Genomic DNA, 22,861 nt, shown 5'->3' with positions numbered 1-22,861 from the left:
GGTTAGGCTGGGGCGCATGACAAGCGAGCTGCTCGACCGGGCCCTCATCGAGGAGGCCTCGAAGAAGTCCGGCCTGATCTGGGTCAGGGGCGCCGGCGCGCCGGCCGCGCGTGCGCTGTGGCACGTGTGGCACGAGGGCGCCGTGTGCGTGGTCGGTGACGGCCCCGGTGAGCAGCCGCTGGAGGGGCTGGCCGACGGCGGCTCCGCCGAGGTGAGCGTGCGCAGCAAGGACAAGGGCGGCCGGCTGGTGACCTTCCCGGTGACCGTGTCCGAGCTGGCGGCCGGCTCCGAGCAGTGGGAGGCGGCCGTCGCCGAGCTGAAGGGCAAGCGGCTGAACGCCCCCGACGGTGAGCGGATGCCGGCCCGCTGGGCCCGCGAGTGCCGGGTGCTCCGCCTGGTACCGACGGGGCCGGTGGCCCCGCTGCCCACCGGCAACCTCGCCGAGTCCCCCGTGCCGAGCCCCGCGACCACGCGCAGACCGGTCCCGGCAGGCCTGCCGAAGCTGCTGCTCAAGCGCCGCAAGAGGAAGTAGGGACGGGAGCGGCGCGGTCGTCCTACGACGTCGGCAGCTGCTTGCCGTAGTCCACCGTGTCCGACCTGGCCGGTTCCCGGACGGTGAAGCTCTTGCCCCAGTCCGAGAAGACGAGCGTCCCCGCGTGGCCGGCGCGGACCAGGCGGAGGGGGTAGGGGGTGCCCTGGAGGGAGACGTCCAGCGTGCCGCCGGAGCCCTCGTCGCCGGTGATGCGGATCGTGCGGGTACCCGCCTCGGCGTGGTGGCCTTCCGTCGCCAGCGTGCCGTGCAGCGTCAGCAGACCGTCGAGGAGGACGTCCTTGTCCGTGAAGCCGCTGAACTTCTTGTACGCGGGATCGCCCTGCGGCACCTTCACGTACTTGCCGTCCAGCTTGCCGGTGGTGCCGTCGCTGCCGTCGGCGTGGGTGCCGTCGGCGTGGTTCCAGAAGTCCGCGTCGGCCTTGAGGTACAGCTCCCGCCCGATGCGCAGCAGCTTGAACGTCGCCCCCTCGGAGGTCACCGACCCGGTGCCGCCGTCGGCCTTGAGCTGCATGTCCAGCCGGTACGTACGGCCGCTGGTGACCACGGTCCCGGAGAGCCGTACGGCGGAGGCCGCGTCCGCCGCGGCCCGGGTCTTCGCCTGGATCTTCGCGGCGGGCAGCTTGCCCACCCCGTTGGTCCCCGCGTCCGGATCGTCGCCGCCGCACCCCGACAGCACCATCGCTCCCGTCACGGCCAGCGCGCAGCTCGCGGTCACCAGCGCGGTCCGGCGGCTACGGCCCGGGGGAATCGCAGTCACAGGTGGGGTCGCCTTTCTGACGGTTCCTGAGCGGCGTACCGCAGGGTACCGGTGCCCTGCCCGCCCGGCGGAGCCAGTCCGTCCGGACCGCCCACCAGGGCGTATCCGATCAGGACGGGCTAGCCTGAAGCGCACCCGTGCGGGCATATCTGAGCAACTCACACGATCCCCACGCAAAGGAAGCACAGTCATGGCAGCCGGCGCCCCCCGGATCTTCGTCTCGCACCTCGCCGGGGTCCCCGTCTTCGATCCGACCGGCGACCAGGTGGGCCGCGTACGCGATCTGGTCGTCATGCTGCGCGTGGGCCGCAAGCCCCCGCGCGTCCTCGGGCTGGTCGTCGAACTCTCCAACCGGCGGCGCATCTTCCTGCCCATGACCCGGGTCACCGGTATCGAGTCCGGCCAGGTCATCACCACCGGCGTGGTCAACGTCCGGCGCTTCGAGCAGCGGCCCACCGAGCGGCTGGTCTTCGGCGAGCTGCTGGACCGGCGCGTGACCCTCGTGGAGACCGGTGAGGAGGTCACCGTGCTCGACGTGTCGGTGCAGCAGCTGCCCGCCCGGCGGGACTGGGAGGTCGACCGCGTCTTCGTCCGCAAGGGCCGGAAGGGCGGCGCCTTCCGGCGGGCGAAGGGGGAGACGCTGACCGCCGAGTGGTCGGCCGTCACCGGGTTCTCCCTGGAGGAGCACGGACAGGGCGCCGAGAGCCTGCTCGCCACCTTCGAGCAGCTGCGCCCCGCCGACCTCGCCAACGTCCTGCACCACCTCTCCCCGAAGCGACGGGCGGAGGTGGCCGCCGCCCTGGACGACGACCGGCTCGCCGACGTACTGGAGGAGCTGCCGGAGGACGACCAGATCGAGATCCTCGGCAAGCTGAAGGAGGAGCGCGCGGCGGACGTGCTGGAGGCGATGGACCCGGACGACGCCGCCGACCTGCTCGCCGAGCTACCCGAGGAGGACAAGGAGCGGCTGCTGAGCCTGATGCAGCCCGCCGACGCCGCCGACATGCGCCGTCTGATGTCCTACGAGGAGCACACCGCCGGCGGTCTGATGACGACGGAGCCGATCGTGCTGCGGCCCGACGCCACCGTCGCCGACGCGCTCGCCCGGGTCCGCAACCCCGACCTGTCCCCCGCGCTCGCCGCCCAGGTCTACGTCTGCCGCCCGCCCGACGAGACCCCGACCGGCAAGTACCTGGGCACCGTCCACTTCCAGCGGCTGCTGCGCGACCCCCCGTACACGCTGGTCAGCTCGCTGGTGGACGACGATCTGCAACCGCTGTCCCCGGACGCGTCGCTGCCGATCATCGCCGGGTTCTTCGCCACGTACGACATGGTGGCGGCGCCCGTCGTGGACGAGTCCGGGTCGCTGCTCGGCGCGGTGACCGTGGACGACGTACTGGACCACATGCTCCCCGACGACTGGCGGGAGACGGAGTTCCACCTGGAAGAGGGGATCGACCACGGAGAGGGGGCGGCCACGCATGGCTCCTGAGCGCGAGACCGCGACCCGCGAGCGTCATCCGGCGGGTGCCACGGCCGCCGGCCGGCCCCGGACCGCCCGGCTGGACCAGCCGCGTGCGCCGCGCCGCCGGCTCCTGCCCGAGTGGGATCCGGAGGCCTTCGGCCGGCTGTCGGAGAAGATCGCCCGGTTCCTGGGGACGGGACGCTTCATCGTCTGGATGACGGTCGTCATCATCATGTGGGTGCTGTGGAACGTCGCCGCGCCCCGCCACCTGCGCTTCGACGAGTACCCCTTCATCTTCCTCACCCTGATGCTGTCCCTCCAGGCGTCCTACGCGGCCCCGCTGATCCTGCTCGCGCAGAACAGGCAGGACGACCGGGACCGGGTCAACCTGGAGCAGGACCGCAAGCAGAACGAGCGGTCCATCGCCGACACGGAGTACCTGACCCGGGAGGTCGCCGCGCTGCGCACGGGACTGGGCGAGGTGGCCACCCGGGACTGGATCCGCTCGGAACTCCAGGACCTGGTCAAGGAGCTGGAGGAGCTCCGCCGTCACGACGGGCACCCCGCTCACGTCGTATTCCCGGCGGAACGGGCAGAACGCCCGCCGGGACGTGACACAGACGACCGCTGAGGGGCATCCCGGACGCCCCTCGGCGCGCCGTACCATCGTCCTTATGGCTACGGAAGACGCGGTGCGCGAGGCACTGGCGACGGTGAACGACCCCGAGATCAACCGCCCGATCACCGAACTCGGGATGGTCAAATCGGTGGAGATCGGCGCGGACGGAGCGGTCGCCGTCACCGTGTACCTGACGGTGTCCGGCTGCCCGATGCGCGACACCATCACGCAGCGCGTCACCGAGGCGGTCTCCCGGGTCGAGGGTGTCACCCGCGTCGACGTCACCCTGGACGTGATGAGCGACGAGCAGCGCAAGGAGCTGGCGGCGGCCCTGCGCGGCGGCCAGGCCGAGCGCGAGGTCCCCTTCGCCAAGCCGGGCAACCTCACCCGGGTCTACGCGGTCGCCTCCGGCAAGGGCGGCGTCGGCAAGTCCTCGGTGACGGTGAACCTGGCGGCCGCGATGGCCGCCGACGGCCTGAAGGTCGGTGTCGTGGACGCCGACATCTACGGTCACAGCGTGCCGCGCATGCTGGGCGCCGACGGCCGGCCCACCCAGGTCGAGAACATGATCATGCCGCCGTCCGCGAACGGCGTGAAGGTCATCTCCATCGGCATGTTCACCCCGGGCAACGCGCCGGTCGTCTGGCGCGGCCCGATGCTGCACCGCGCGCTCCAGCAGTTCCTCGCCGACGTCTACTGGGGCGACCTCGACGTCCTCCTGCTGGACCTCCCGCCCGGCACGGGTGACATCGCCATCTCCGTGGCCCAGCTGGTCCCGAACGCCGAGATCCTGGTCGTGACCACCCCGCAGCAGGCGGCGGCCGAGGTCGCCGAGCGCGCCGGGTCCATCGCGGTCCAGACCCACCAGAAGATCGTCGGTGTGGTCGAGAACATGTCCGGCCTGCCCTGCCCGCACTGCGGCGAGATGGTCGACGTCTTCGGCACGGGCGGCGGACAGCTGGTCGCCGACGGCCTCACCCGCACCACGGGTGCGACGGTCCCGGTCCTCGGCAGCATCCCGATCGACGTCCGCCTCCGCGAGGGCGGCGACGAGGGCAAGCCGGTGGTCCTGACCGACCCGGACTCCCCGGCGGGCTCGGCGCTGCGCGCGATCGCCGGCAAGCTGGGCGGGCGGCAGCGGGGGCTGTCGGGGCTGTCGCTGGGGATCACGCCGAAGAACAAGTTCTGAGCACAGGCGCCGGGCCGGCTTCCGGCCCTGCGTCACAGGGGCGCCGTCCTTCGCCGACGGCGCCCCTTCGCCGTGTTCAACGGTCGTCTCGCCGTGTTCGACGGCCGTCGTTCGCGTCCGCGCGCCCCGGGCAGAGGTCGAGCTTCGTGCACAGCAGGATCTCCTGGTAGGCGCCTCCCGCGGGCCCGCCGCCCGGCTCCCGGTCGGCATGGGGCACGAACCGCCACTGCGACGCCTTGGCGTGCCCGGTCCGGTCCGCTTTCTCCACGTGGACCTGGAGGGTGCGGGCGGCGGGGTCGTTCGTCTCCACCAGCACCTCGTCGGCGGCGAGCGGGAAGTGGTCGTGCAGCAGACACAGGCCGAAGCGGTCGAGATTCCCGTGCCTGGCCAGCACCTCCACCAGGTCCCGGACGAACTCCGCGTCCTGGGGGCCCAGCCCTTCGGCTTCCTCGAAGCGGGGAAGCGGGGACCTCGGAGCGGAAACGTTTATGTCGGGCATAATCCCTCCGTCAATTAGTTGACGGTCATCGGATTCAATTATCAGCCACCGACTTTTTTCCCGCAACTCGCCTCCGCGTGTCCGGAAGCATCACGCAGCGAGAGCATATAAATTCCTCCAGGAGGAGGTGTCGGGGCGATGAAGGGTATCCGGTGGTGGCGGCTTCTGCCACTGATTATTGCGGCCGCGATGTGGTGGGGATGCCCGTCTGCGGAGGCGCATCAGAACGATAGCAGTAAATGCGAGGAAAGGCAGCTCGCAAGCAGCCACGTGCATGCCGCGATCCATTTCGACCAGCATGACGGTAACTACGTCGAGATCCACTCGGTCATGACGGTCGAGATCCCTGGGGTTGAGTGGCCCCAAGCCAAGAAGCTACGCTACGACGAGAACTCCAAGGAATACCTTCAGGCCATGCGCTGTCTGCTGCGAGGCGGGGATAAAACCTCCCACAAAACGGAGTGGCGCATCGACGGCCCGAAGGTGAACGGCCAGGGCGACGACGTGCGGGTGAGCTACGACTGTTTCGCATTGATCAGTAATTACGGGCCCATCCGGCTCGGCCCGTGGTCGATCGAATCGAAGCCAGGCCACACCTGGAACGCCTCCCTTAATTCGATGACGCTGAGGAGCTCCCTCTGGGATGTCGAGGCGGATTTGGGCGGCTTGAAGCTTGTTCGCGCGTCGAAATCTGCCTCACTTACTGATGCGCCCCAATGGAAAGGGGTCTCGCCCAGCGAGGTCAGCTTCCGGTTCCGCCTTCCGTGGAAACGCTGGTGGCTCCTGAGCTACGGCCAGTCGTTCTGGAGCAAGGTCGGCGTCGCAGCCTGGTGGGTGTGCGCTTCCCTCGTGATCGCACTGGCAGCACTGCGCGGACGGCAGGCGCACCCGTCCTCCGGGGCCGACGGTCGCAAAGACAGCGTCGTGCGGGCCGTGCTGCAGTGGGCTGTGCTCAGCGGGTCGTTCGCCGTGACGCTGCTTCTGATCAGGGCCCAGGAAAAACCTATCGGTCCACCCTGGAACGCTTTCATCTGGATCCCCGCCGGCCTGGCCATGACCCTTGTCGCCCAACCCTGGCTCGGTGGCGCGCCTCTTCAGGCCCGGGCCGTGAAAGGTGCGACGCTCACCGTGGCGGCAGTGGGACTGCTCGTGGTCCTGGCGCCCGAAGTGTTCTCCCTGCCGCCGAACCTGGTGTCGAAGGGGGAGCCGAGCGTCTCCGGCAAGATCGGCTACGTGGTCGTGGGCCTTGCGATCGTGTGGTTGTGGCTTGCGGCCATGACCGCCTGGGCATGGCGCTTCGCGCGTGAGGGGCAACTGGTGCCCGCCTCCTGGACCGGCAGGTGGGACAGGGCGCCGGTTCTCTGTGTCGCCGTGGTATCCGTACTGCTCGGAGTGGTCGCCGGCGGCCTGCTCGGATGTTTCTGGTGGGTACAAGAAAGACAGTGGGCCAGGGCTTCCTGGCCAATCGGTGAAAGCGCCGGACAAGGACACGGAAAATACATCAGTGACTACCTCTCGGGGTTCTCGTTCACTCACCTGACCTTCATCTTCTCCTACAGCTGGATCTTGACAGGCATCGCGCTCCTGGCTCTCCTGCATTTCCGCATCAAGACGCGCCAGGAATCTGACGCCAAGCATGAGAAATCCGCTTTGGGCCCGGAAGGACCCGACGTGATACTCACGGCGGCGGTGTTCGCTTTCACCGCAGGGCTACAGGGCGCTGCATTCACCGGGAACGCCGGTCAGTACCCGATCTGGATTCTCCTGAACATCGGCTCACTGTTCGCGGTTGTTGCCGCAGGACGACGGTGGTCGGTACTGAGCCGAGTCGGCGACTGTTTTCGACGGAAGAGGCTGAGAAGCGGAAAGCGGCGCCATGAAATGAGGGTAAAGGCTCACGAGTTCCAGAATCTCGACCAGCAGACGCGCCTGATCGACCAGGGGCGCTCCGCGAGCATGACCTTGGATCAGCTGGCGGCGCATCAGCGGGACTTGCGGCACTGGATGGTGGCCGGATGCGGCAAGACGAATCCGCCCCCGGAGAACATCTCCGTCATGGACATCGCCCTGGCCTGGGGGCCGGAAGGTCATTGGTGGGACAACGGTGTACACGCCGTGCGTCCGGCCTTGTGGCTGGGAATCCCGGCCAGCGTCGGCCTGCTATGGCTGGAGCTGCGGAACATCTGGAACGTCATGAGACTCAGCCATGAGCCCACCGCGATTCCTGAGCTCATCGTGAAGTTCTTCACCTACCAGGCGGCGTGGGCCGCTGCCGGTTTCGTCCTCGGCGCGCTCTGGCGCCTGCTCCCCGGCCGCCTCAGCCCGCTCAGGGCATGGAGCCTGGTGATTGCCTATGCCGTGCCCGCATGTCTGGCTGTGCTGCTCGACATCTTCATCGGTGGGAGCTTCCGGGAACTGCTGCTCTACTCCCTGTTCATGGCCGTCATCCTGACGGGCACCGGTATGTGGATGGACACCTCGACGTTCGACCAGGACCAGCAATACGCGCACGGGCGTCTGGCGTTGCTGGTGTCCATCTATCGGGTCCGGGGCGCCGCCGTGCTCTTCGGCTGGCTCCTCACCCAGCTGGTGGCGGCCACAACGCTCTGGCAATTCATGGTCCGTCAGTAGGCCGACCCCGGACCGCCGCACAGCCGCGGCGGCCCTCTGAGGCCGCCGGCTAGGCGTACGCGGCGATGTCCTTGACCGCGGCGAAGCCGAGCCCGTACGCGCTCATCCCCCGCCCGTACGCGCCCAGGTGCACGCCCGCCTCGGTCGTGCCGGCCAGCACCCAGCCGTACTCGGACTCCCGGTAGTGGAAGGATGCCGCGACCCCGTCGACGGGGAGGGACAGCCGGGTCCACTCCGGGCCGTCGAGATCGTCGGCGAGCGCCCACGCCGTCTCGGTCTGCTGCTCCAGCCAGTCGTCCCGCAGGCTGTGGTCCATCTGGCCGGGCCAGGTGAACGACAGCAGCCCGACCCCGGCCAGCCATGCCGCCGAGGACACCGAGGTCGCCTCCAGCAGTCCCGTGCCGTCGGCGCTGCGCCGGGACGGCTGCGCGGCGACGGTCACCACGACCGCGAACTTCTCCCGCGGCTCACCGGCGGCGCCGGACTCGACCCGCACCGACGGCTCGTCACCGTGCCCGATCGACCCGTGCTCGACGGCGCCGTCGGCCGCCGTGCCGACCTGCATCAGCCAGCGCGGCCCTGTGAACGCCTCGTCGAGCCCGTACCAGGGGAAGGGCGCCCGCAGGTAGCCGTCGACCGTACGCCGGACGGAGGGGAGTTGCTGTCCGCCCTCCGCGGCCGGCGCCTGCGCGCCCACCCGACTCGTCGTCTCCATCTGCCCGGACGCCTCCTCGCTCTCGTCGGACCGGGGTGGCCCGCCCCCCTTCGGGCGTACGCGTCCGGTCCGCACAACAACTCGGCAGCATATCCACACCGCTGAGAGCGGCAGGGCAGGTGCTGGATGCGTGGGTCGCGCGAACGGCCCGTTCAGGCCGTACGCGACCGGCGCACGGTATGAAACGCGTCACGTGCGCGGCGTGCGCCCGCGCGCGTGTCGGCGGGGAGGGGCGCCGTCGGGAGCGCCTATGTCGCGTCCGCGTCGAAGGGCGGGCGGTCGTCGTCGCCCGGCGTCTCGGGCTTCTTGGTCATGTCGACGCGCCCGCCGCCGGAGGGCGAGGAGGAGGTCGAGGAGGAGGGCGAGGAGGACGCGCTACCGTCGCGGCCGTGGACCGCGTCCGTGACCTCGGCCATCTCCTTCTTCAGGTCGAATCCGTTGCGGATCTCCTTCAGCCCCAGGTCGTCGTTGTCCAGCTGCTTGCGGATGAACGCCTTGGGGTTGAGGTCCTCGAACTCGAAGTCCTTGAACTCGGGACCCAGTTCGTTGCGAATGTCCTGCTTCGCACTCTCCGAGAACTCGCGGATCTTCCGGATCGTGCGCATCACGTCCTGGATGACCTTGGGGAGCTTGTCCGGACCGAAGACGAGCACGGCGAGCACGATGATGGTCACCAGCTCCAGTGGCCCTATGTCATTGAACACCTGACGCTCCTTGCGATGTCCTCGGTCGCTCAACGGTACCCGGCGTTCCTGTCCGACCGGTACCGTCCCGAGGTGAGACTTGTGTCAGTTCTGCTCCGAGGCGCCCAGCACGAGTGACACCTCCCGCTCGGTTCCGTCGCGGTCGACCGTCAGCCGCAGCCGGTCGCCGGGCCGGTGCGCGCGGATCTTGACGATCAGTTCCTCGCCGGTGTGGACGCGCTCCCCGCCGACCTCCCTGATGACGTCGCCCGCCTTGAGACCGGCCCGCTCGCCGGGGCCGCCCCTGAGGACGGCGGGGCCGCCGCCCGCGCTCTTGCTGTCGATCCGGGCGCCGTCGCCGGTGTAGCCCATGTCGAGGGTGACGCCGATCACCGGGTGGGTGGCGCGGCCGTCGTTGATCAGCTCCTCGGCGACGCGTCTGGCCTGGTTGACGGGTATGGCGAAGCCGAGGCCGATGGAACCGGCCTGGCCGCCGTCGGAGTCGGTGCCGCTGCCGGCCGAGCGGATGGCGGAGTTGATGCCGATGACCTGGGCCCGGGAGTCGAGCAGCGGACCGCCGGAGTTGCCCGGGTTGATGGGGGCGTCGGTCTGGAGGGCGTCGACGTACGACACGTCGCTGCCGTCGCTCTTCTCCCCGCCGGCCGTGATGGGCCGCTCCTTGGCGCTGATGATGCCGGAGGTGACCGTGTTGGCGAGGTCGAAGGGGGCGCCGATGGCCACGACCGGGTCGCCGACCCTGACGTCGTCAGAGTTGCCGAGCGGCAGCGGGGTGAGGCCGTGGACGCCGTGCACCTGGACCACGGCGAGGTCGTAGCCGCTGTCCCGGCCGACGACCTTCGCCTTGACGGTGTCGCCGCTGCTGAAGGTCACGGATATCTCGCCGCCCGACCCGGCGGGCTCGACCACGTGGTTGTTGGTGAGGATGTGCCCCTCGGCGTCGAGCACGAAGCCGGTGCCGGTGCCCGCCTCGTCGGCCCCTCTGACGTGCAGTGTGACCACGCTGGGCAGGGCACGGGCGGCGATCCCGGCCACGCTGTCCGGCGCCCGCCCGGCCGGCACGCTCCCGGCCTGCGGCAACCGTACGTCGTCGCCGAGGCCCTCGCGCTCCACATAGGCGCCGACGGCTCCGCCGATGCCCGCGGCGACCACGGCGACGACCAGGGTCCACGCGAGCAGGATCCGCCGCGCGCTCTTCTTGCGCTGCTGCTCCGTCCGCACGCCCTCACCGGTCTGCTGCAGCGGCTCCCGGGCCAGCGCCTGCTCCGTGGCGGAACCGGCGGCCCAGGGGTCGTAGCGCCCCCAGGGATCGGCGGCCCGCGGCCCGGAGTCACCGGCCGGGGCGCCCGGCGCGGCGACCGTGGGTGCGGGTGAGGGTACGGGTGCGGGAACCACGGCCCCGGGTACGTGGGGCGCCGGGGCCTGGGCGGGGACCGTGGGCCCGGGCGCGGGTGCCGTCGGCATGGGTGCGGGTGCCGTCGGCACGGGTGTCGGCGGGCCCGCGGGCGCCGGTGCGGCCGTGCCGTGCGCCGGGGTGGCCGCCGGGTGCTGCACCGGGGGCGCGGGTGCCCAGGGGCCGGGTTCGCCGTACGGCGGGGTGCTGTACGGGTCGGGGTCGTGCAGCGGCCTGGGCCGCTCGGCGGACGCCGTCCAAGCCGTGTCCCCGGCCGCCGGGGTCTCCCCAGCACTTGCGGGCGTCCCGACCGCCGCAGCTGACTCGTCCACCGCGGGCGTCCCGACCGCCGCAGGTGACTCGTCCGCCACGGGCGTCCCGCCCGCGGCGCCGTCGGCCGGTGGCACCGGAACCGGCGTGGGCTTGGCCAGTTCGAAGTCGCCCTCGGCGCCCGCCACGCCCGCGGTCCGGTCGGCCGGTGCCGCTCCCGCCGCTCCCTCCGGTCCGTCCACCGGCGGGACACGGTTCCCCTCGTTCATGCTCTCCCCACGGCTGGGCCGCGACCGCGCGCTGCGGCGGTCATGGAACATCGACTGCCGCCCCGGGTCGTCGCCGCGGGCACGGCCTCCCAGGATTCAACCAGGTTCGCGGGCCGTGGCGCAGTGACCGGTCAGGGCGACGGCCGGGGCGCGGCGGGAGCGGCCGGCGAGGCGGAGGGAGCGGGGGCGGTGCCGGGCGTGGTGTCGGGGACGAGGGCGGACAGCAGACCGGAGCCGGCGACTCCGGGGGTGGTGGACCAGTCGGTGAGCGGAAGGGGCACGGCCTCGTCCAGCCGGCGTATCAGCGGGGAGACGGCCGCCGCACCGGCCAGCAGCGGCGCCGTCAGGCCGCGCACCGCCTCGGTGCGGCCCTGCCCGGCGGCGGGGTCCGGCACCCCGGGCAGCAGCGGCGCGGACAGGCTGGTCGGTGCCACCGGGGCCGGGCCGGCGAGCATGCCGCCCTGGGCCAGCAGAGGTCCCACCGGGCGGCGGCGCTGGCTGTCCGGCGTGGCCGCGCCCCCGCCGGAGCCGGTGCCCGCCGAGCGGACCGGGGTCACATTGCTGCCCGCGCCGGAGCCGCCCCGGGCGTCGGTGGTCAGGTCGCCGGGGATGGCGGTGGTCACGCCGCCGAGGGCGACCGCGGCCAGCGACACCGCACCGGCGGCGGCGAACGCGAAGCGCAGCCCGCGCGAGCCAGGGCGGCCGTCGTCCGGGCGGCCGACGGGGTGGATGCGGAAGCCGCGGTCCTCCGGGGCCGCCGGACGGTCCGCACCGGCCGGGGCGAAGCCGTGGGCGCGGGCGGCGGCGTACCCGAACGGGAGTCGCTCGCCGCGCCTCACCCCGAACGCCCCGGAGGGTCCGGAGGATCCCGACGGTCCGGAGGATCCGGCGGGTCCGGCGCCGAGGAGTCCGCCCCCGGGCGACGGCGTGCCGCCGCCGTCCAGGTCACCTCCCCCGGGGAGGCCCTGGAGGCGGGCCAGGAAGCTCGCCGAGGGCGACGGCGGGGCCGCCTCCGCGAAGACGTTCTTCAGTGCGCGCTGGGCGTCCGCCTCCGCCTTGCACCGGGCGCAGGTGGCCAGGTGCGCGAGGACACGCTCACGCGTCTCATGACCCAGCTCTCCGTCCACCAGGGCGGAGAGCCGGTCTCCCAGGTGCTGCTCTGCGAGGCGTGCCTCGACAGGTTTCGGCCGAGATCCACTCACGCGGTCGCGCCCCCTCCTCCCAGAGCGGGGACCCGGGCCAGGAAGGAGCGCCGCTCGGCCGCGCGGGCCTCCGGGGAGCGGTGCGCGAGGGCCTTGCGGAGCTGGGACCGGCCGCGGTGGATACGGGAGCGGACGGTGCCGAGCTTCACGCCGAGGGTCGCGGCGATCTCCTCGTACGACAGTCCTTCGATGTCGCACAGGACGACGGCGGCGCGGAACTCGGGCGCGAGGGTGTCGAGGGCCTGCTGGACGTCGGCGTCGAAGTGGGCGTCGTTGAACAGCTGTTGCGGGGTGGGCTCGCGGCTGGGCAGGCGCTCGGCCGCGTCCTCGCCGAGGGCGTCGAAGCGGATGCGCTGCTTGCGCCGGACCATGTCCAGGAAGAGGTTCGTGGTGATGCGGTGCAGCCAGCCCTCGAAGGTGCCCGGCGAGTACGTGGACAGGGAGCGGAAGACGCGGACGAAGACCTCCTGGGTGAGGTCCTCGGCGTCGTGCTGGTTGCCCGTCAGACGGTAGGCGAGCCGGTAGACGCGGCCGCTGTGCGTGCTGACGATCTCGTCCCACGTGGGCGGAGTCCACGCCTGCCCGTCCGCGTCGGTGGCGAAGGTCGCGGTCTGGGTCTCGCCTGCGGCGGGACCGCCGGCGTGGCTGTCAGCAGCGGTGTCGGTCACGGATTTCGGCCTGCCCGCCGACCCGAGGAAGCGCCGCAGCACTCCGCCCCGGTCCCCGGGCGCAGCCGCACCTCCCCTGTCGGCTCTGGTGGTGTCCAGTGGAGCCCCTACCATAGCCACCTCGCCCGTTAGCTCCGGATAAGCGGTTTTACGAGAATTTGATACACGCTGATACGGCTCATGCCGCTGCGTCAGCAGTTGCTCGGTGCCCTGCTCCACCTCTCGCCCCCCCCGTCGCGTCTCCGACCACCGGCCCTTCCCTTTAAACGCCCGGTCCCATCTGCGGGTTCCCGTCGCCAACGGATACAGTCACGCCCAGGCAACCACGGGGACAGGAGAGGGTCATTACCGGCAACCGGCAGACGAGCTGGGCGTTCGCCGACGCCTTTGTCGCCGAGGACGAAGCGCTGCACTGGGCCCGCGACCGGGCCCGCGAGGCGGGGCTGCGCTCGGTGTCGCCCAGCACGGGCGCCGCGCTGCGCCTGCTCGCCGCCTCCGTGGACGCGAAGGCGGTCGCGGAGATCGGCACGGGCTGCGGTGTGTCCGGGATCCATCTGCTGCACGGGATGCGGCCGGACGGGGTGCTCACCACGGTGGACCCGGAGCCGGAGCACCAGCAGTTCGCCCGGCAGGCCTTCCGGCTCTGCGGCTTCGCCAGCAACCGGGCCCGGTTCATCCCGGGCGGCGCCCTGGACGTGCTCCCGCGTCTCGCGGACGCCGGCTACGACCTCGTCTTCTGCGACGGGGACCGCCTCGAGTACCCGGACTACCTCGCGGAATCGTTGCGTCTGCTGCGGCCGGGCGGCCTGGTGGTCTTCGAGGGCGTCTTCGCGGGCGGCCGTACGGTCGACTCGGGGCCGCAGCCGACCGAGGTGCTGCGGCTGCGCGAGCTGCTGCGCACGGTCCGCGAGAGCCAGGAGCTGGTCTCCTCGCTGCTGCCGGTGGGCGACGGCCTGCTGTGCGCCGTCAAACGGTGACCCCGCGGCCGGAGGCGGCCGAACGCGGCTGCCCCGGCACCGCGTACGATGCCGGGGCAGCCGGAAGGACTGATCGCTGGGACGTCAGGCGACGACCTTCTTGAGGGCGTCGCCAAGCGCCTCGGCCTCGTCAGGGGTCAGCTCGACGACGAGTCGACCGCCGCCTTCGAGCGGAACGCGCATGACGATGCCCCGCCCCTCCTTGGTCACCTCGAGCGGGCCATCACCCGTCCGCGGCTTCATGGCCGCCATGCTCGTTCCCCTTCCTGAAACCAGCTCATCGTCTGCCGACGGCCCCGGAAGGGCACCCGCCATCCGAAACGGACACGCGACACCGGCATCGAACACATTGCTTCCCAGCCATTATCCCGCATCGCACGACCCGATGACCAACATCGGTCGGCATCGCTTGGGCAACGCGCGCGAGCAAAACCACCCAATTCGGCGATGTGGCTGCGATACTGCGCCGCCGCACGAAGGTCCGCCGACGGACTCCGCTCCGGTTTTCTTTGACGCAGGTCACACGTCCGGTCCGGCTCTTGGACGGCGATCTCCGCCATGCTGTCCTCATAGATGGACGTACTGAGCGGTACGTCACCAGCCGCTGGACCGGAGGGGATGCGCCATGGCCGACACCGTGCTCTACGAGGTGAGCGACGGGCTCGCGACGATCACGCTGAACCGCCCCGAGGCGATGAACGCGCTGAACATCGCGACCAAGGTCGCCCTCCGCGAGGCGGCGGAATCGGCGGCCGCCGACACGGCCGTACGGGCGATTCTGCTGACCGCGGCCGGGGAGCGGGCGTTCTGCGTGGGCCAGGACCTCAAGGAGCACATCGGGCTGCTCGCCCAGGACCGGGAGACCGGGTCGGGGCAGACGATGAGCACGGTCAAGGAGCACTACAACCCGATCGTGCGGGCCCTCGCCGGGGCGGCGAAGCCGGTGGTCGCCGCGGTGAACGGCGTCGCGGCCGGGGCCGGCTTCGGCTTCGCGCTCACCGCGGACTACCGCGTCGTCGCCGACACCGCCTCGTTCAACACGTCCTTCGCCGGCGTGGCCCTCACCGCCGACTCCGGCATCTCCTGGACGCTGCCCCGCGTGATCGGCCCGAGCCGCGCCGCCGACCTGCTGCTCTTCCCGCGCAGCATCAGCGCCCAGGACGCGCTGGAGCTGGGCATCGCCAACCGGGTCGTCCCCGCCGCGGAGCTGCGCGCCGAGGCCGAGAAGGTGGCGCGGGCGCTGGCCGAGGGGCCGACGGTGGCGTACGCGGCGATCAAGGAGGCGGTGGCCTACGGGCTGACGCACTCGCTCGCGGAGACGCTGGAGAAGGAGGACGAGCTGCAGACCCGGGCCGGGCAGTCCGAGGACCACGCCATCGCCGTCCAGGCGTTCGTGAACAAGGAGCGGCCCAAGTACCTGGGGCGGTAGCCCGCCCCTTGCCTACCCGGCGCCGCGGGCCACGCAGGCCTCCAGGTGGTCGTCGACCAGACCGCAGGCCTGCATCAGCGCGTACGCCGTGGTCGGGCCGACGAATCTCAGGCCCCGTTTCTTCAGGGCCGTGGACAGCGCGGTCGACTCCGGAGTGACCGCCGGGACGTCCGCGAGCGTCCTGGGGGCCGGGCGGGTCGCCGGGTCGGGGGCGTGGGACCAGATCAGCTCGTCCAGGTCGCCCTCGGCCCAGTCGGCGAGGACGCGGGCGTTGGCGAGGGTGGCGTCGATCTTGGCGCGGTTACGGATGATGCCCGGGTCGGCCAGGAGGCGTTCGCGGTCGGTGTCGGTGAAGGCGGCGACCTTCTCGATACGGAAGCCGGCGAAGGCCGCGCGGAAGCCCGGGCGGCGGCGCAGGATGGTGATCCAGGACAGCCCGGACTGGAAGGCCTCCAGGCTGAGCCGCTCGAAGAGGGCGTCGTCGCCGTGGACCGGGCGGCCCCACTCCTCGTCGTGGTACGTCACGTAGTCGTCGGTGGACAGGGCCCAGGGGCAGCGCAGGGCCCCGTCCGGCCCGACGGCGGCCGCTCCGGTGGTCATCGTCCGCCCTCCGGGCCCTCGCCCGTCCCGGGCCGGGCGTGCGGTGCGGGGGGCGCGTGCGTGGCGGCGGCTCTGGCACCGGCCAGCGCGGACTCCAGGTCGGCGATGCGGGCGTCCCGCTCCGCCAGTTCCGCGCCGAGCCGGCCGAGGGCGTCGTCCACGTCGGCCATGCGGTAGCCGCGCGGGGCGACCGGGAAGCGCAGGCTCTCCACGTCCGCGGCGCCCACCGGGCGGTCGACGGGCAGCGGGTCCCTCAGGCGCTCCGGTGCCACCTCGGGGAGCGGGGCGCTCTCGCCGCCGCCCACCACGGCCAGGGTCACCCCGCCGACCACGACGGCCAGCGCGACGACCAGGAACAAGAACATCATCATCGCCTCGGGGTCCCCACGCTCGTACCGGACACTGTGCCGGATGCCGAATCTGTCAGGGTCCGATCGTGCCATGCGACTCTGACAGTTAGGGTCACAGGCGGCCGTACTGCGGAACGTACTAGGAGAGGTCACAGCGGATGCTCAGGCTGGGCAGGCGGGAATTCGGCCCGCACGAGCCGGTGATCATGGCGATCGTCAACCGGACGCCGGACTCCTTCTACGACCAGGGAGCCACCTTCCGCGACGAGCCGGCCCTCGCCCGGGTGGAGCAGGCGGTGGCCGAGGGCGCCGCGATCATCGACATCGGCGGGGTGAAGGCCGGCCCCGGCGAGGAGGTCACGGCCGAGGAGGAGGCGCGCCGGACGGTCGGTTTCGTCGCGGAGGTACGGCGCCGGTTCCCCGATGTGATCATCAGTGTGGACACCTGGCGGGCCGAGGTCGGCGAGGCCGTGTGCGAGGCCGGCGCTGATCTGCTGAACGACGCGTGGGGCGGGGTCGACCCCGGGCTCGCGGAGGTCGCGGCGCGGTACGGGGTGGGGCTGGTGTGCACGCATGCCGGGGGTGTGGAGCCGCGTACGCGTCCGCACCGGGTGACGTACGACGACGTCATGGCCGACATCCTCGCGGTGACCGTGGGGCTGGCCGAGCGGGCGGTGGCGCTCGGTGTGCCGCGGGAGTCCGTGCTGATCGATCCCGGGCACGACTTCGGGAAGAACACCCGGCACAGCCTGGAGGCGACGCGGCGGCTGGACGAGATGGCGGCAACGGGCTGGCCGGTGCTGGTCTCGCTGTCCAACAAGGACTTCGTCGGCGAGACGCTGGACCGGCCGGTGAAGGAACGGCTGATCGGTACGCTCGCGACGACCGCGGTCTCCGCGTGGCTCGGGGCGCAGGTGTACCGGGTGCACGAGGTGGCGGAGACCCGCCAGGTGCTGGACATGGTGGCGTCCATCGCCGGTCACCGGCCCCCTGCGGTGGCCCGGCGGGGTCTGGCCTGACCCGGCGGACGAATCCCGGGGGACGGCCGCCGGAGGACGAGCCCCGGGGGGACGGGCCCCCGGGGTGAAGCGCCGTGCTAGCGGCCCGCCTCCTTCGAGACCAGGGCCACCGCCTCCTCCACGTCGTCCGTCACGTGGAAGAGCAGCAGGTCCTTCTCCGCCGCCTTGCCCTGGGCCACCAGGGTGTTCCGCAGCCAGTCCACCAGGCCGCCCCAGTACTCGGTGCCGAACAGGACGATCGGGAAGCGGGTGACCTTCTGGGTCTGGACGAGGGTCAGGGCCTCGAAGAGTTCGTCGAGGGTGCCGAGGCCGCCGGGCAGGACCACGAAGCCTTGGGCATATTTCACGAACATCATTTTTCGCACGAAGAAGTAGCGAAAGTTCAGCCCGATGTCGACGTACGGGTTCAGGCCCTGCTCGAAGGGCAGCTCGATGCCGAGGCCGACCGAGATGCCGCCCGCCTCGCACGCCCCCTTGTTGGCCGCCTCCATGGCTCCCGGGCCGCCGCCGGTGATGACCGCCCAGCCGGCCTGCACCAGCCCGCGGCCGAGCCGCACCCCCGCGTCGTACTCCGGTGAGTCCACCGGTGTCCGCGCCGAGCCGAAGACGCTGATGGCGGGGGGGAGTTCGGCGAGGGTGCCGAAGCCCTCGATGAACTCCGACTGGATACGCAGGACCCGCCAGGGGTCGGTGTGGACCCAGTCCGTGGGGGCGCGCTCGTCCAGCAGGCGCTGGTCGGTCGTGCTGGCCGTCACCTGGCCCCGCCGCCGGAGGACCGGTCCGAGCCGCTGCTCGTCCGGCGGCTGCTTCTTCCCCTCGGGGTTGCCGGTAGCCATGTGCGCTCCCTCCGCTTGCGGGCAGTTCGATCTCAGACTAGATCCACCCGGGTTACGGAGGGGGGACCTGCGCGTGTCCGACATGCACCGGCGCCGCCCGGGACCCTAGGCGGTGAGCCAGTTCCGCAGCCGCTCCTCGCCCGCGAGGATCTTCGCGGTGTCCACCCGCTCGTCGCGCTTGTGGGCCAAGTGGGGGTTGCCGGGGCCGTAGTTGACCGCGGGGATGCCGAGCGCGGAGAAACGGGACACGTCCGTCCAGCCGTACTTGGGCTTCGGGGTGCCGCCGACCGCCTCGATGAAGGCCACGGCGGCCGGGTGGGAGAGACCGGGCAGCGCGCCGGGGCTGTGGTCGTCGACCGTGAACTCCTCCACGCCGCAGTCCGCGAACACCTCGCGGACGTGCGCGATCGCCTCCTCCTCGGTGCGGTCGGGGGCGTAGCGGAAGTTGACCGTCACGACGCACTCGTCCGGGATGACGTTCCCGGCCACTCCCCCGCCGATCCGCACCGCGTTCAGGCCCTCGCGGTACTCCAGGCCGTCGATGACCGGCCGGCGCGCCTCGTAGGAGGCCAGGCGGGCCAGGACGGGGGCCGCGGCGTGGACGGCGTTGGAGCCCATCCAGCCGCGCGCGGAGTGGGCCCGCTCGCCCTTCGTCTTCAGCAGCACCCGCAGCGTGCCCTGGCAGCCGCCCTCCACCTCGCCGTCGGAGGGCTCCAGCAGCACCGCGAAGTCGCCCGCCAGCCACTCGGGGTGGGCCTCGGCGACATGCCTGAGACCGTTGAGGTGGGCGGCGACCTCCTCGTTGTCGTAGAAGACGAAGGTCAGGTCCCGGTTGGGGGCGGGGACCGTGGCCGCGATGCGCAGCTGCACCGCCACGCCCGACTTCATGTCGCAGGTGCCGCAGCCCCACAGCACGCCGTCCGCGTCGAGCCGCGAGGGCACGTTGTCCGCGATGGGCACGGTGTCGATGTGACCGGCCAGGATCACGCGCTCGGCGCGGCCCAGGTTCGTCCGGGCGATCACGTTGTTGCCGTGGCGGTCGACGGTCAGGTGCGGCAGGGCGCGCAGGGCGGTCTCGATGGCGTCCGCGAGCGGCTTCTCGGTGCCGCTCTCGGAGGGGAAGTCCACGAGCTGCGCGGTGAGCGCCGCGGCGTCCAGCGTGAGGTCAAGCGAGGTGTCGGCCATGGCCTCGACCCTAGCGCGCCGCCCCCGGGGCCGGAGGGGACGCAGCGCGCCGCGGAACCCCCCGCGAGGGGCGGGCGGGGCTCCAGTACCTTGTACGCGTGTCAGAGCCGTCCCCCACCCGTCCCAAGCGCCGCGGTCGCCTCTTCCGTGTCTGCGCGGCCCTGTTGGTCCTGTGCGGTGTCGCCGCGTACCTCGTGGTGCAGTACGTCACCGGAGGCGGCGGAGCGCGCGGCTGCAAGGTGGTCTCGGCCTCCGGCGACGGGGCGTCGTACGAGTTCACGCCCGAGCAGGCGGTGAACGCGGCGACGATCGCCGCCGTCGGCACCGGGCGCGGGATGCCCGAGCGGGCCGTGACGATCGCGCTGGCGACCGCCCTGCAGGAGTCCGGGCTGCGGAACATCGAGCACGGCGACCGGGACTCGCTGGGCCTGTTCCAGCAGCGGCCCTCGCAGGGCTGGGGCACCGAACGGCAGATCATGGACCCGTCGTACGCGGCGGGCATCTTCTACGCGCACCTGGCCAAGGTGCCGGACTACACCGGTCTGCCGCTGACGGTGGCCGCGCAGCGGGTGCAGCGCAGCGGCTACCCGGAGGCGTACGCCAAGCACGAGCGGGACGCCACGCTGCTCGCGGCGGCCCTGACCGGGCGGGCGGCGGCCACGCTGACCTGCGACGGGCGCCCGCAGCGCACGGCGTCGGCGACCGGTCCGGACGCGGTACGGAACGCGCTGGTGCGGGACTTCGGGCGGGACGCGCTGCAGGAGACCGGTGCGGTGGTGGGCGGGACGCCCGTGCCGTCGCCGTCCCCGTCGCCGAGCGTGACGGCGACCGCGCACGGGCGGACGGTGACGGTTCCGGTGCGGCAGGGCGGTGCGAAGACGGCAGCGGCCGGGCGTGGCGAGCGGGCGCGGGGCTGGCAGCTGGCGCAGTGGGCGGTCGCCAACTCCTCGGCCCTGCACATCGAGCGGGTGTCGTACGCGGGGCGGGTGTGGACCGCGGGGAGCGAGAGCGACGCGTGGCGGACGGCCGGTTCCGAGGGGGCCGGCGGGGCGGAGCAGTCCCTGGGCTCGGTCCGGATCGTCACCGCACAGTAGTACGGCCGATCACTCCGGCGGGTTGCGCGGCGCGACGGCGCCCGGCCGTCCGGGCGGGTGCGGTACGAAGCGCGGAACTCCTTGGCAGTACAGGGCCGGAAGGATTCTGCACGACCGACGGGCGGACGTTCTTTGCCCGTTTTTATCCACACCTGATAATGCGATGCGTTATCCATTCTTTACCTGGGGCGTCCGCAACCTTCGCGGGCTTCGAGCGGTAGTCACGGCGTCCGAGCCGGACACGGTCCCGGACACCTACACCGTTCTCTCCCGTCGAATGGAGCATCATGTCCCTCCCTCTGACCCGCCGGATCGCCCGTGCCGCGCTGCTCGTCGCAGCGGGAGCGGCTGCCGGGGTCGGTGCGGCCGGCTCCGCCGGAGCGGCCACGAATCTGCCGGCGGCCACCCCGAACCTGGGCGGCCTGACCGCCCTGGACGGCGCGCACGCCGCCAACACCGTCGACGGTGTCGCGCAGGGCGCCACCTCGCTCGCGGGCCACGCGGGCGGCAAGGCGGTCGAGCAGACGGTGCCGGCCGCGGGCAAGACCGGCGGCGGCGCCGTGAAGAAGACGGCGCCCGTGGCGCAGAAGGCCGCGGGGGACGCGGCCGGGACGGCGGGCGGTGTCCTGGGGGACGCCGCCTCCGGCGCCACGAAGGGCGGGCTGCCGACGGACTCCCTCACCAAGGGCGGCCTGCCGACGGACTCCCTGCCGGCCAAGGGGCTGCCGCTGGGCGGCTGACCCCCGCCGCACACGCCGACGGGGCCCAGGGAGTCTCCTGGGCCCCGTCGGCCTTTGTGTCACGCCGGCAGTACCTCGGCGTTCCGGCGGGCGCCCGCTGCCGCGGTCCCGCGCCGGTCCCGCGCCGGTGCCGCGCCGGGGCGGTTACGCCGTCAGGCGGGCGACCGCCGCTCGTACGCGCTCGTCCGTCGCCGTGAAGGCCACGCGTACGTGGTTCTCGCCGGCGGTGCCGTAGAAGTCGCCCGGTGCCACGAGGACGCCCCGCTCGGCGAGGCGGGCGACCGTGGTCCAGCAGGACTCGTCCCGGGTGGCCCACAGGTAGAGGCTGGCCTCGCTGTGCTCGATGCGGAAGCCGCACGCGAGGAGGGCCGAACGGAGGGCCTCGCGCCGGGCCGCGTAGCGCGCGCGCTGCTCGTGGACGTGGGTGTCGTCGGACAGCGCGGCGACGACCGCCGCCTGGGTCGGCGCGGAGGTCATCATGCCGCCGTGCTTGCGGATCTCCAGCAGCGGGCCGAGGACCGCCGGGTCGCCGGCGACGAAGGCCGCGCGGTAGCCCGCCAGGTTGGAGCGCTTGGACAGGGAGTGGACGGCCACGATGCCGTCGTAGGAGCCGCCGTTGACGTCCGGGTGCAGGACCGAGACCGGGTCGGCCTCCCAGCCCAGCTCCAGGTAGCACTCGTCGGAGAGGACGAGGACGCCGTGGGCGCGGGCCCAGGCGACGATGTCGGTCAGCTCCTGCTTCGACAGCACCTTGCCCGTCGGGTTGGACGGGGAGTTCAGCCAGAGCAGCTTCAGGTTCGACGGGTCCAGCTCGCGCGGGTCGTCGTAGACCTCGTGGTCCGCGCGGGCCAGGCGGGCGCCGACCTCGTAGGTGGGGTAGGCCAGGCGCGGGTAGGCCACCCTGTCGCCGGGGCCGAGGCCGAGCTGGGTCGGCAGCCAGGCGACCAGTTCCTTGGAGCCGACGACCGGCAGGACGTGGTGGTGGGTGATCCCGCGGGCGCCGAGGCGGCGCTCCAGCCAGCCGGTGATCGCGTCGCGCAGGGCGGGGGTGCCCCAGACGGTCGGGTAGCCCGGGGAGTCGGCCGCGTCGATCAGGGCCTTCTGCACGAGATCGGGGACCGGGTCGACCGGGGTGCCCACGGAGAGGTCGACGATGCCGTCCGGGTGGGCCGCGGCCGTCTTCTTGTACGGGGCCAGCTTGTCCCAGGGGAAGGCGGGAAGCCGGTCGGAGACTGCGGACACGGGAATCAGGCTCACTTTCGTACGGTGCGGCAAACGCCTCGGTCCCGTGCGGCGGTGATCGGGGTGATCGGGCCGTACGGGACCGAGGCGGCGCTGTTGCGGGCGGCCGCTTGGCGCTTAGACGGTCACTCGCCCTGCGGCGGCAGCGCGGCGACGAAGGGGTGGTCGCGCTCGATCAGCCCCAGCTTGCTGGCACCGCCGGGCGAGCCCAGCTCGTCGAAGAACTCGACGTTCGCCTTGTAGTAGTCCTTCCACTCCTCCGGGACGTCGTCCTCGTAGAAGATCGCCTCGACCGGGCAGACCGGCTCACAGGCACCACAGTCGACGCATTCGTCCGGGTGGATGTACAAGGACCGCTGGCCCTCGTAGATGCAGTCGACCGGGCACTCCTCGATGCACGCCTTGTCCTTGACGTCGACACAAGGCTGCGCGATGACGTAGGTCACGCTGTCGTTCCT

24 protein-coding genes are annotated in these 22,861 nt (G+C 72.0%); 10 read left to right on the top strand and 14 right to left on the bottom strand.

Annotated features, from left to right (window positions below):
• The first annotated feature begins 16 nt into the window (after positions 1–16).
• Entirely contained in the window at positions 17–532 is a 516-nt protein-coding gene (locus IEZ20_RS23850; protein ID WP_189302099.1) for a hypothetical protein, read from the top strand.
• Between the two features lie 22 nt (positions 533–554).
• Here the strand turns inward: IEZ20_RS23850 and IEZ20_RS23845 are convergent, their stop codons facing one another.
• Positions 555–1,310 (bottom strand): hypothetical protein, encoded by a 756-nt coding sequence (locus IEZ20_RS23845; protein ID WP_189302097.1) that lies wholly within the window; start codon positions 1,308–1,310, stop codon positions 555–557.
• 190 nt (positions 1,311–1,500) lie between these two features.
• Here IEZ20_RS23845 and IEZ20_RS23840 point away from each other — a divergent pair, with 190 nt between their 5' ends.
• From IEZ20_RS23840 to IEZ20_RS23830, 3 genes are read left to right on the top strand one after another with little or no spacing between them, the layout of a single operon-like run.
• Positions 1,501–2,802: a magnesium transporter MgtE N-terminal domain-containing protein gene (locus IEZ20_RS23840; protein WP_189302095.1), complete on the top strand. Its 1,302-nt coding sequence runs from the start codon at positions 1,501–1,503 to the stop codon at positions 2,800–2,802.
• Positions 2,792–3,406 carry a DUF1003 domain-containing protein gene (locus IEZ20_RS23835; RefSeq protein ID WP_189302092.1) on the top strand — a complete coding sequence of 205 codons (615 nt, stop codon included), beginning with the start codon at positions 2,792–2,794 and terminating at the stop codon, positions 3,404–3,406. Before IEZ20_RS23840 ends, IEZ20_RS23835 begins: the two co-directional genes overlap by 11 nt.
• A 43-nt stretch (positions 3,407–3,449) precedes the next feature.
• A complete protein-coding gene (locus IEZ20_RS23830; RefSeq protein ID WP_189302090.1) occupies positions 3,450–4,583 on the top strand; it encodes an Mrp/NBP35 family ATP-binding protein in 1,134 nt (377 codons plus the stop codon).
• A gap of 76 nt (positions 4,584–4,659) precedes the next feature.
• Here the strand turns inward: IEZ20_RS23830 and IEZ20_RS23825 are convergent, their stop codons facing one another.
• Positions 4,660–5,082 carry a hypothetical protein gene (locus tag IEZ20_RS23825; RefSeq protein ID WP_189302088.1) on the bottom strand — a complete coding sequence of 141 codons (423 nt, stop codon included), beginning with the start codon at positions 5,080–5,082 and terminating at the stop codon, positions 4,660–4,662.
• 138 nt (positions 5,083–5,220) lie between these two features.
• Here IEZ20_RS23825 and IEZ20_RS23820 point away from each other — a divergent pair, with 138 nt between their 5' ends.
• Positions 5,221–7,713 carry a DUF6185 family protein gene (locus tag IEZ20_RS23820; RefSeq protein ID WP_189302086.1) on the top strand — a complete coding sequence of 831 codons (2,493 nt, stop codon included), beginning with the start codon at positions 5,221–5,223 and terminating at the stop codon, positions 7,711–7,713.
• A 49-nt stretch (positions 7,714–7,762) separates the two neighbouring features.
• Here IEZ20_RS23820 and IEZ20_RS23815 read toward each other — a convergent pair whose 3' ends face one another.
• The 5 genes from IEZ20_RS23815 to sigE all read right to left on the bottom strand — a co-directional run bounded on the left by IEZ20_RS23815 (position 7,763) and on the right by sigE (position 12,973).
• Entirely contained in the window at positions 7,763–8,428 is a 666-nt protein-coding gene (locus IEZ20_RS23815; protein ID WP_189302084.1) for a hypothetical protein, read from the bottom strand.
• Between the two features lie 248 nt (positions 8,429–8,676).
• Positions 8,677–9,132 (bottom strand): sec-independent translocase, encoded by a 456-nt coding sequence (locus IEZ20_RS23810; protein ID WP_189302082.1) that lies wholly within the window; start codon positions 9,130–9,132, stop codon positions 8,677–8,679.
• 84 nt (positions 9,133–9,216) lie between these two features.
• Positions 9,217–11,061: a trypsin-like peptidase domain-containing protein gene (locus IEZ20_RS23805; protein ID WP_229896232.1), complete on the bottom strand. Its 1,845-nt coding sequence runs from the start codon at positions 11,059–11,061 to the stop codon at positions 9,217–9,219.
• A 131-nt stretch (positions 11,062–11,192) separates the two neighbouring features.
• The gene (locus tag IEZ20_RS23800) at positions 11,193–12,263 is read right to left on the bottom strand and encodes an anti-sigma factor (RefSeq protein WP_189302080.1); all 1,071 of its coding nucleotides are present in this window, start codon (positions 12,261–12,263) and stop codon (positions 11,193–11,195) included.
• Positions 12,260–12,973, bottom strand: coding sequence for an RNA polymerase sigma factor SigE (gene sigE / locus IEZ20_RS23795; RefSeq protein ID WP_189302077.1), 714 nt, complete (start codon positions 12,971–12,973; stop codon positions 12,260–12,262). Before sigE ends, IEZ20_RS23800 begins: the two co-directional genes overlap by 4 nt.
• A gap of 236 nt (positions 12,974–13,209) precedes the next feature.
• Here sigE and IEZ20_RS23790 point away from each other — a divergent pair, with 236 nt between their 5' ends.
• A complete protein-coding gene (locus tag IEZ20_RS23790; protein WP_305809433.1) occupies positions 13,210–13,908 on the top strand; it encodes an O-methyltransferase in 699 nt (232 codons plus the stop codon).
• An 84-nt stretch (positions 13,909–13,992) separates the two neighbouring features.
• Here IEZ20_RS23790 and IEZ20_RS23785 read toward each other — a convergent pair whose 3' ends face one another.
• Positions 13,993–14,160, bottom strand: coding sequence for a DUF3117 domain-containing protein (locus IEZ20_RS23785; protein WP_107121748.1), 168 nt, complete (start codon positions 14,158–14,160; stop codon positions 13,993–13,995).
• Between the two features lie 373 nt (positions 14,161–14,533).
• Between IEZ20_RS23785 and chcB the strand changes: the two genes are divergently transcribed.
• A complete protein-coding gene (chcB, locus tag IEZ20_RS23780; protein ID WP_189302075.1) occupies positions 14,534–15,337 on the top strand; it encodes a 2-cyclohexenylcarbonyl CoA isomerase in 804 nt (267 codons plus the stop codon).
• A gap of 12 nt (positions 15,338–15,349) precedes the next feature.
• Here the strand turns inward: chcB and IEZ20_RS23775 are convergent, their stop codons facing one another.
• The gene (locus IEZ20_RS23775) at positions 15,350–15,937 is read right to left on the bottom strand and encodes a DNA-3-methyladenine glycosylase I (protein WP_189302073.1); all 588 of its coding nucleotides are present in this window, start codon (positions 15,935–15,937) and stop codon (positions 15,350–15,352) included.
• Positions 15,934–16,308, bottom strand: coding sequence for a DivIVA domain-containing protein (locus tag IEZ20_RS23770; protein ID WP_189302071.1), 375 nt, complete (start codon positions 16,306–16,308; stop codon positions 15,934–15,936). Before IEZ20_RS23770 ends, IEZ20_RS23775 begins: the two co-directional genes overlap by 4 nt.
• 137 nt (positions 16,309–16,445) lie before the next feature.
• Between IEZ20_RS23770 and folP the strand changes: the two genes are divergently transcribed.
• Positions 16,446–17,306 carry a dihydropteroate synthase gene (folP, locus tag IEZ20_RS23765; RefSeq protein WP_189302068.1) on the top strand — a complete coding sequence of 287 codons (861 nt, stop codon included), beginning with the start codon at positions 16,446–16,448 and terminating at the stop codon, positions 17,304–17,306.
• 77 nt (positions 17,307–17,383) lie between these two features.
• Here the strand turns inward: folP and IEZ20_RS23760 are convergent, their stop codons facing one another.
• Both IEZ20_RS23760 and dapE read right to left on the bottom strand, forming a co-directional pair.
• On the bottom strand, positions 17,384–18,142 hold the full coding sequence (locus tag IEZ20_RS23760) for an LOG family protein (protein WP_189302066.1): 759 nt from the start codon (positions 18,140–18,142) through the stop codon (positions 17,384–17,386).
• Positions 18,143–18,247: 105 nt separating this feature from the next.
• Positions 18,248–19,327, bottom strand: coding sequence for a succinyl-diaminopimelate desuccinylase (gene dapE, locus IEZ20_RS23755; RefSeq protein WP_189302064.1), 1,080 nt, complete (start codon positions 19,325–19,327; stop codon positions 18,248–18,250).
• 98 nt (positions 19,328–19,425) lie between these two features.
• Here dapE and IEZ20_RS23750 point away from each other — a divergent pair, with 98 nt between their 5' ends.
• Together IEZ20_RS23750 and IEZ20_RS23745 are read left to right on the top strand one after the other, a co-directional pair.
• Positions 19,426–20,421: a VldE C-terminal domain-containing protein gene (locus tag IEZ20_RS23750; protein ID WP_189302062.1), complete on the top strand. Its 996-nt coding sequence runs from the start codon at positions 19,426–19,428 to the stop codon at positions 20,419–20,421.
• 287 nt (positions 20,422–20,708) lie between these two features.
• The gene (locus IEZ20_RS23745; RefSeq protein ID WP_189302060.1) at positions 20,709–21,161 is read left to right on the top strand and encodes an ATP-binding protein; all 453 of its coding nucleotides are present in this window, start codon (positions 20,709–20,711) and stop codon (positions 21,159–21,161) included.
• A gap of 144 nt (positions 21,162–21,305) precedes the next feature.
• On the opposite strand, the gene IEZ20_RS23740 is transcribed toward IEZ20_RS23745, so the two are convergent.
• Positions 21,306–22,403 carry a bifunctional succinyldiaminopimelate transaminase/glutamate-prephenate aminotransferase gene (locus IEZ20_RS23740; RefSeq protein ID WP_189302058.1) on the bottom strand — a complete coding sequence of 366 codons (1,098 nt, stop codon included), beginning with the start codon at positions 22,401–22,403 and terminating at the stop codon, positions 21,306–21,308.
• A gap of 125 nt (positions 22,404–22,528) precedes the next feature.
• The gene (gene fdxA / locus IEZ20_RS23735; RefSeq protein ID WP_014674796.1) at positions 22,529–22,849 is read right to left on the bottom strand and encodes a ferredoxin; all 321 of its coding nucleotides are present in this window, start codon (positions 22,847–22,849) and stop codon (positions 22,529–22,531) included.
• Positions 22,850–22,861 lie beyond the last annotated feature (12 nt).

This window comes from Streptomyces cinerochromogenes (assembly GCF_014648635.1).
Taxonomy (GTDB): Bacteria; Actinomycetota; Actinomycetes; order Streptomycetales; family Streptomycetaceae; genus Streptomyces; species Streptomyces cinerochromogenes.
Note: the sequence above shows the minus strand (reverse complement) of the source record. Positions and strands in the feature narration are given on the sequence as shown.

Coding starts and splice junctions, on each gene's coding strand:
- IEZ20_RS23820 (WP_189302086.1), top strand. CDS start 5,221: ATGAAGGGTATCCGGTGGTGGCGGCTTCTGCCACTGATTATTGCGGCC.
- IEZ20_RS23775 (WP_189302073.1), bottom strand. CDS start 15,937: ATGACCACCGGAGCGGCCGCCGTCGGGCCGGACGGGGCCCTGCGCTGC.
- IEZ20_RS23825 (WP_189302088.1), bottom strand. CDS start 5,082: ATGCCCGACATAAACGTTTCCGCTCCGAGGTCCCCGCTTCCCCGCTTC.
- IEZ20_RS23840 (WP_189302095.1), top strand. CDS start 1,501: ATGGCAGCCGGCGCCCCCCGGATCTTCGTCTCGCACCTCGCCGGGGTC.
- IEZ20_RS23850 (WP_189302099.1), top strand. CDS start 17: ATGACAAGCGAGCTGCTCGACCGGGCCCTCATCGAGGAGGCCTCGAAG.
- IEZ20_RS23830 (WP_189302090.1), top strand. CDS start 3,450: ATGGCTACGGAAGACGCGGTGCGCGAGGCACTGGCGACGGTGAACGAC.
- IEZ20_RS23835 (WP_189302092.1), top strand. CDS start 2,792: ATGGCTCCTGAGCGCGAGACCGCGACCCGCGAGCGTCATCCGGCGGGT.
- IEZ20_RS23760 (WP_189302066.1), bottom strand. CDS start 18,142: ATGGCTACCGGCAACCCCGAGGGGAAGAAGCAGCCGCCGGACGAGCAG.
- folP (WP_189302068.1), top strand. CDS start 16,446: ATGCTCAGGCTGGGCAGGCGGGAATTCGGCCCGCACGAGCCGGTGATC.
- IEZ20_RS23745 (WP_189302060.1), top strand. CDS start 20,709: ATGTCCCTCCCTCTGACCCGCCGGATCGCCCGTGCCGCGCTGCTCGTC.
- chcB (WP_189302075.1), top strand. CDS start 14,534: ATGGCCGACACCGTGCTCTACGAGGTGAGCGACGGGCTCGCGACGATC.
- dapE (WP_189302064.1), bottom strand. CDS start 19,327: ATGGCCGACACCTCGCTTGACCTCACGCTGGACGCCGCGGCGCTCACC.
- IEZ20_RS23815 (WP_189302084.1), bottom strand. CDS start 8,428: ATGGAGACGACGAGTCGGGTGGGCGCGCAGGCGCCGGCCGCGGAGGGC.
- IEZ20_RS23785 (WP_107121748.1), bottom strand. CDS start 14,160: ATGGCGGCCATGAAGCCGCGGACGGGTGATGGCCCGCTCGAGGTGACC.
- IEZ20_RS23805 (WP_229896232.1), bottom strand. CDS start 11,061: ATGAACGAGGGGAACCGTGTCCCGCCGGTGGACGGACCGGAGGGAGCG.
- IEZ20_RS23770 (WP_189302071.1), bottom strand. CDS start 16,308: ATGATGATGTTCTTGTTCCTGGTCGTCGCGCTGGCCGTCGTGGTCGGC.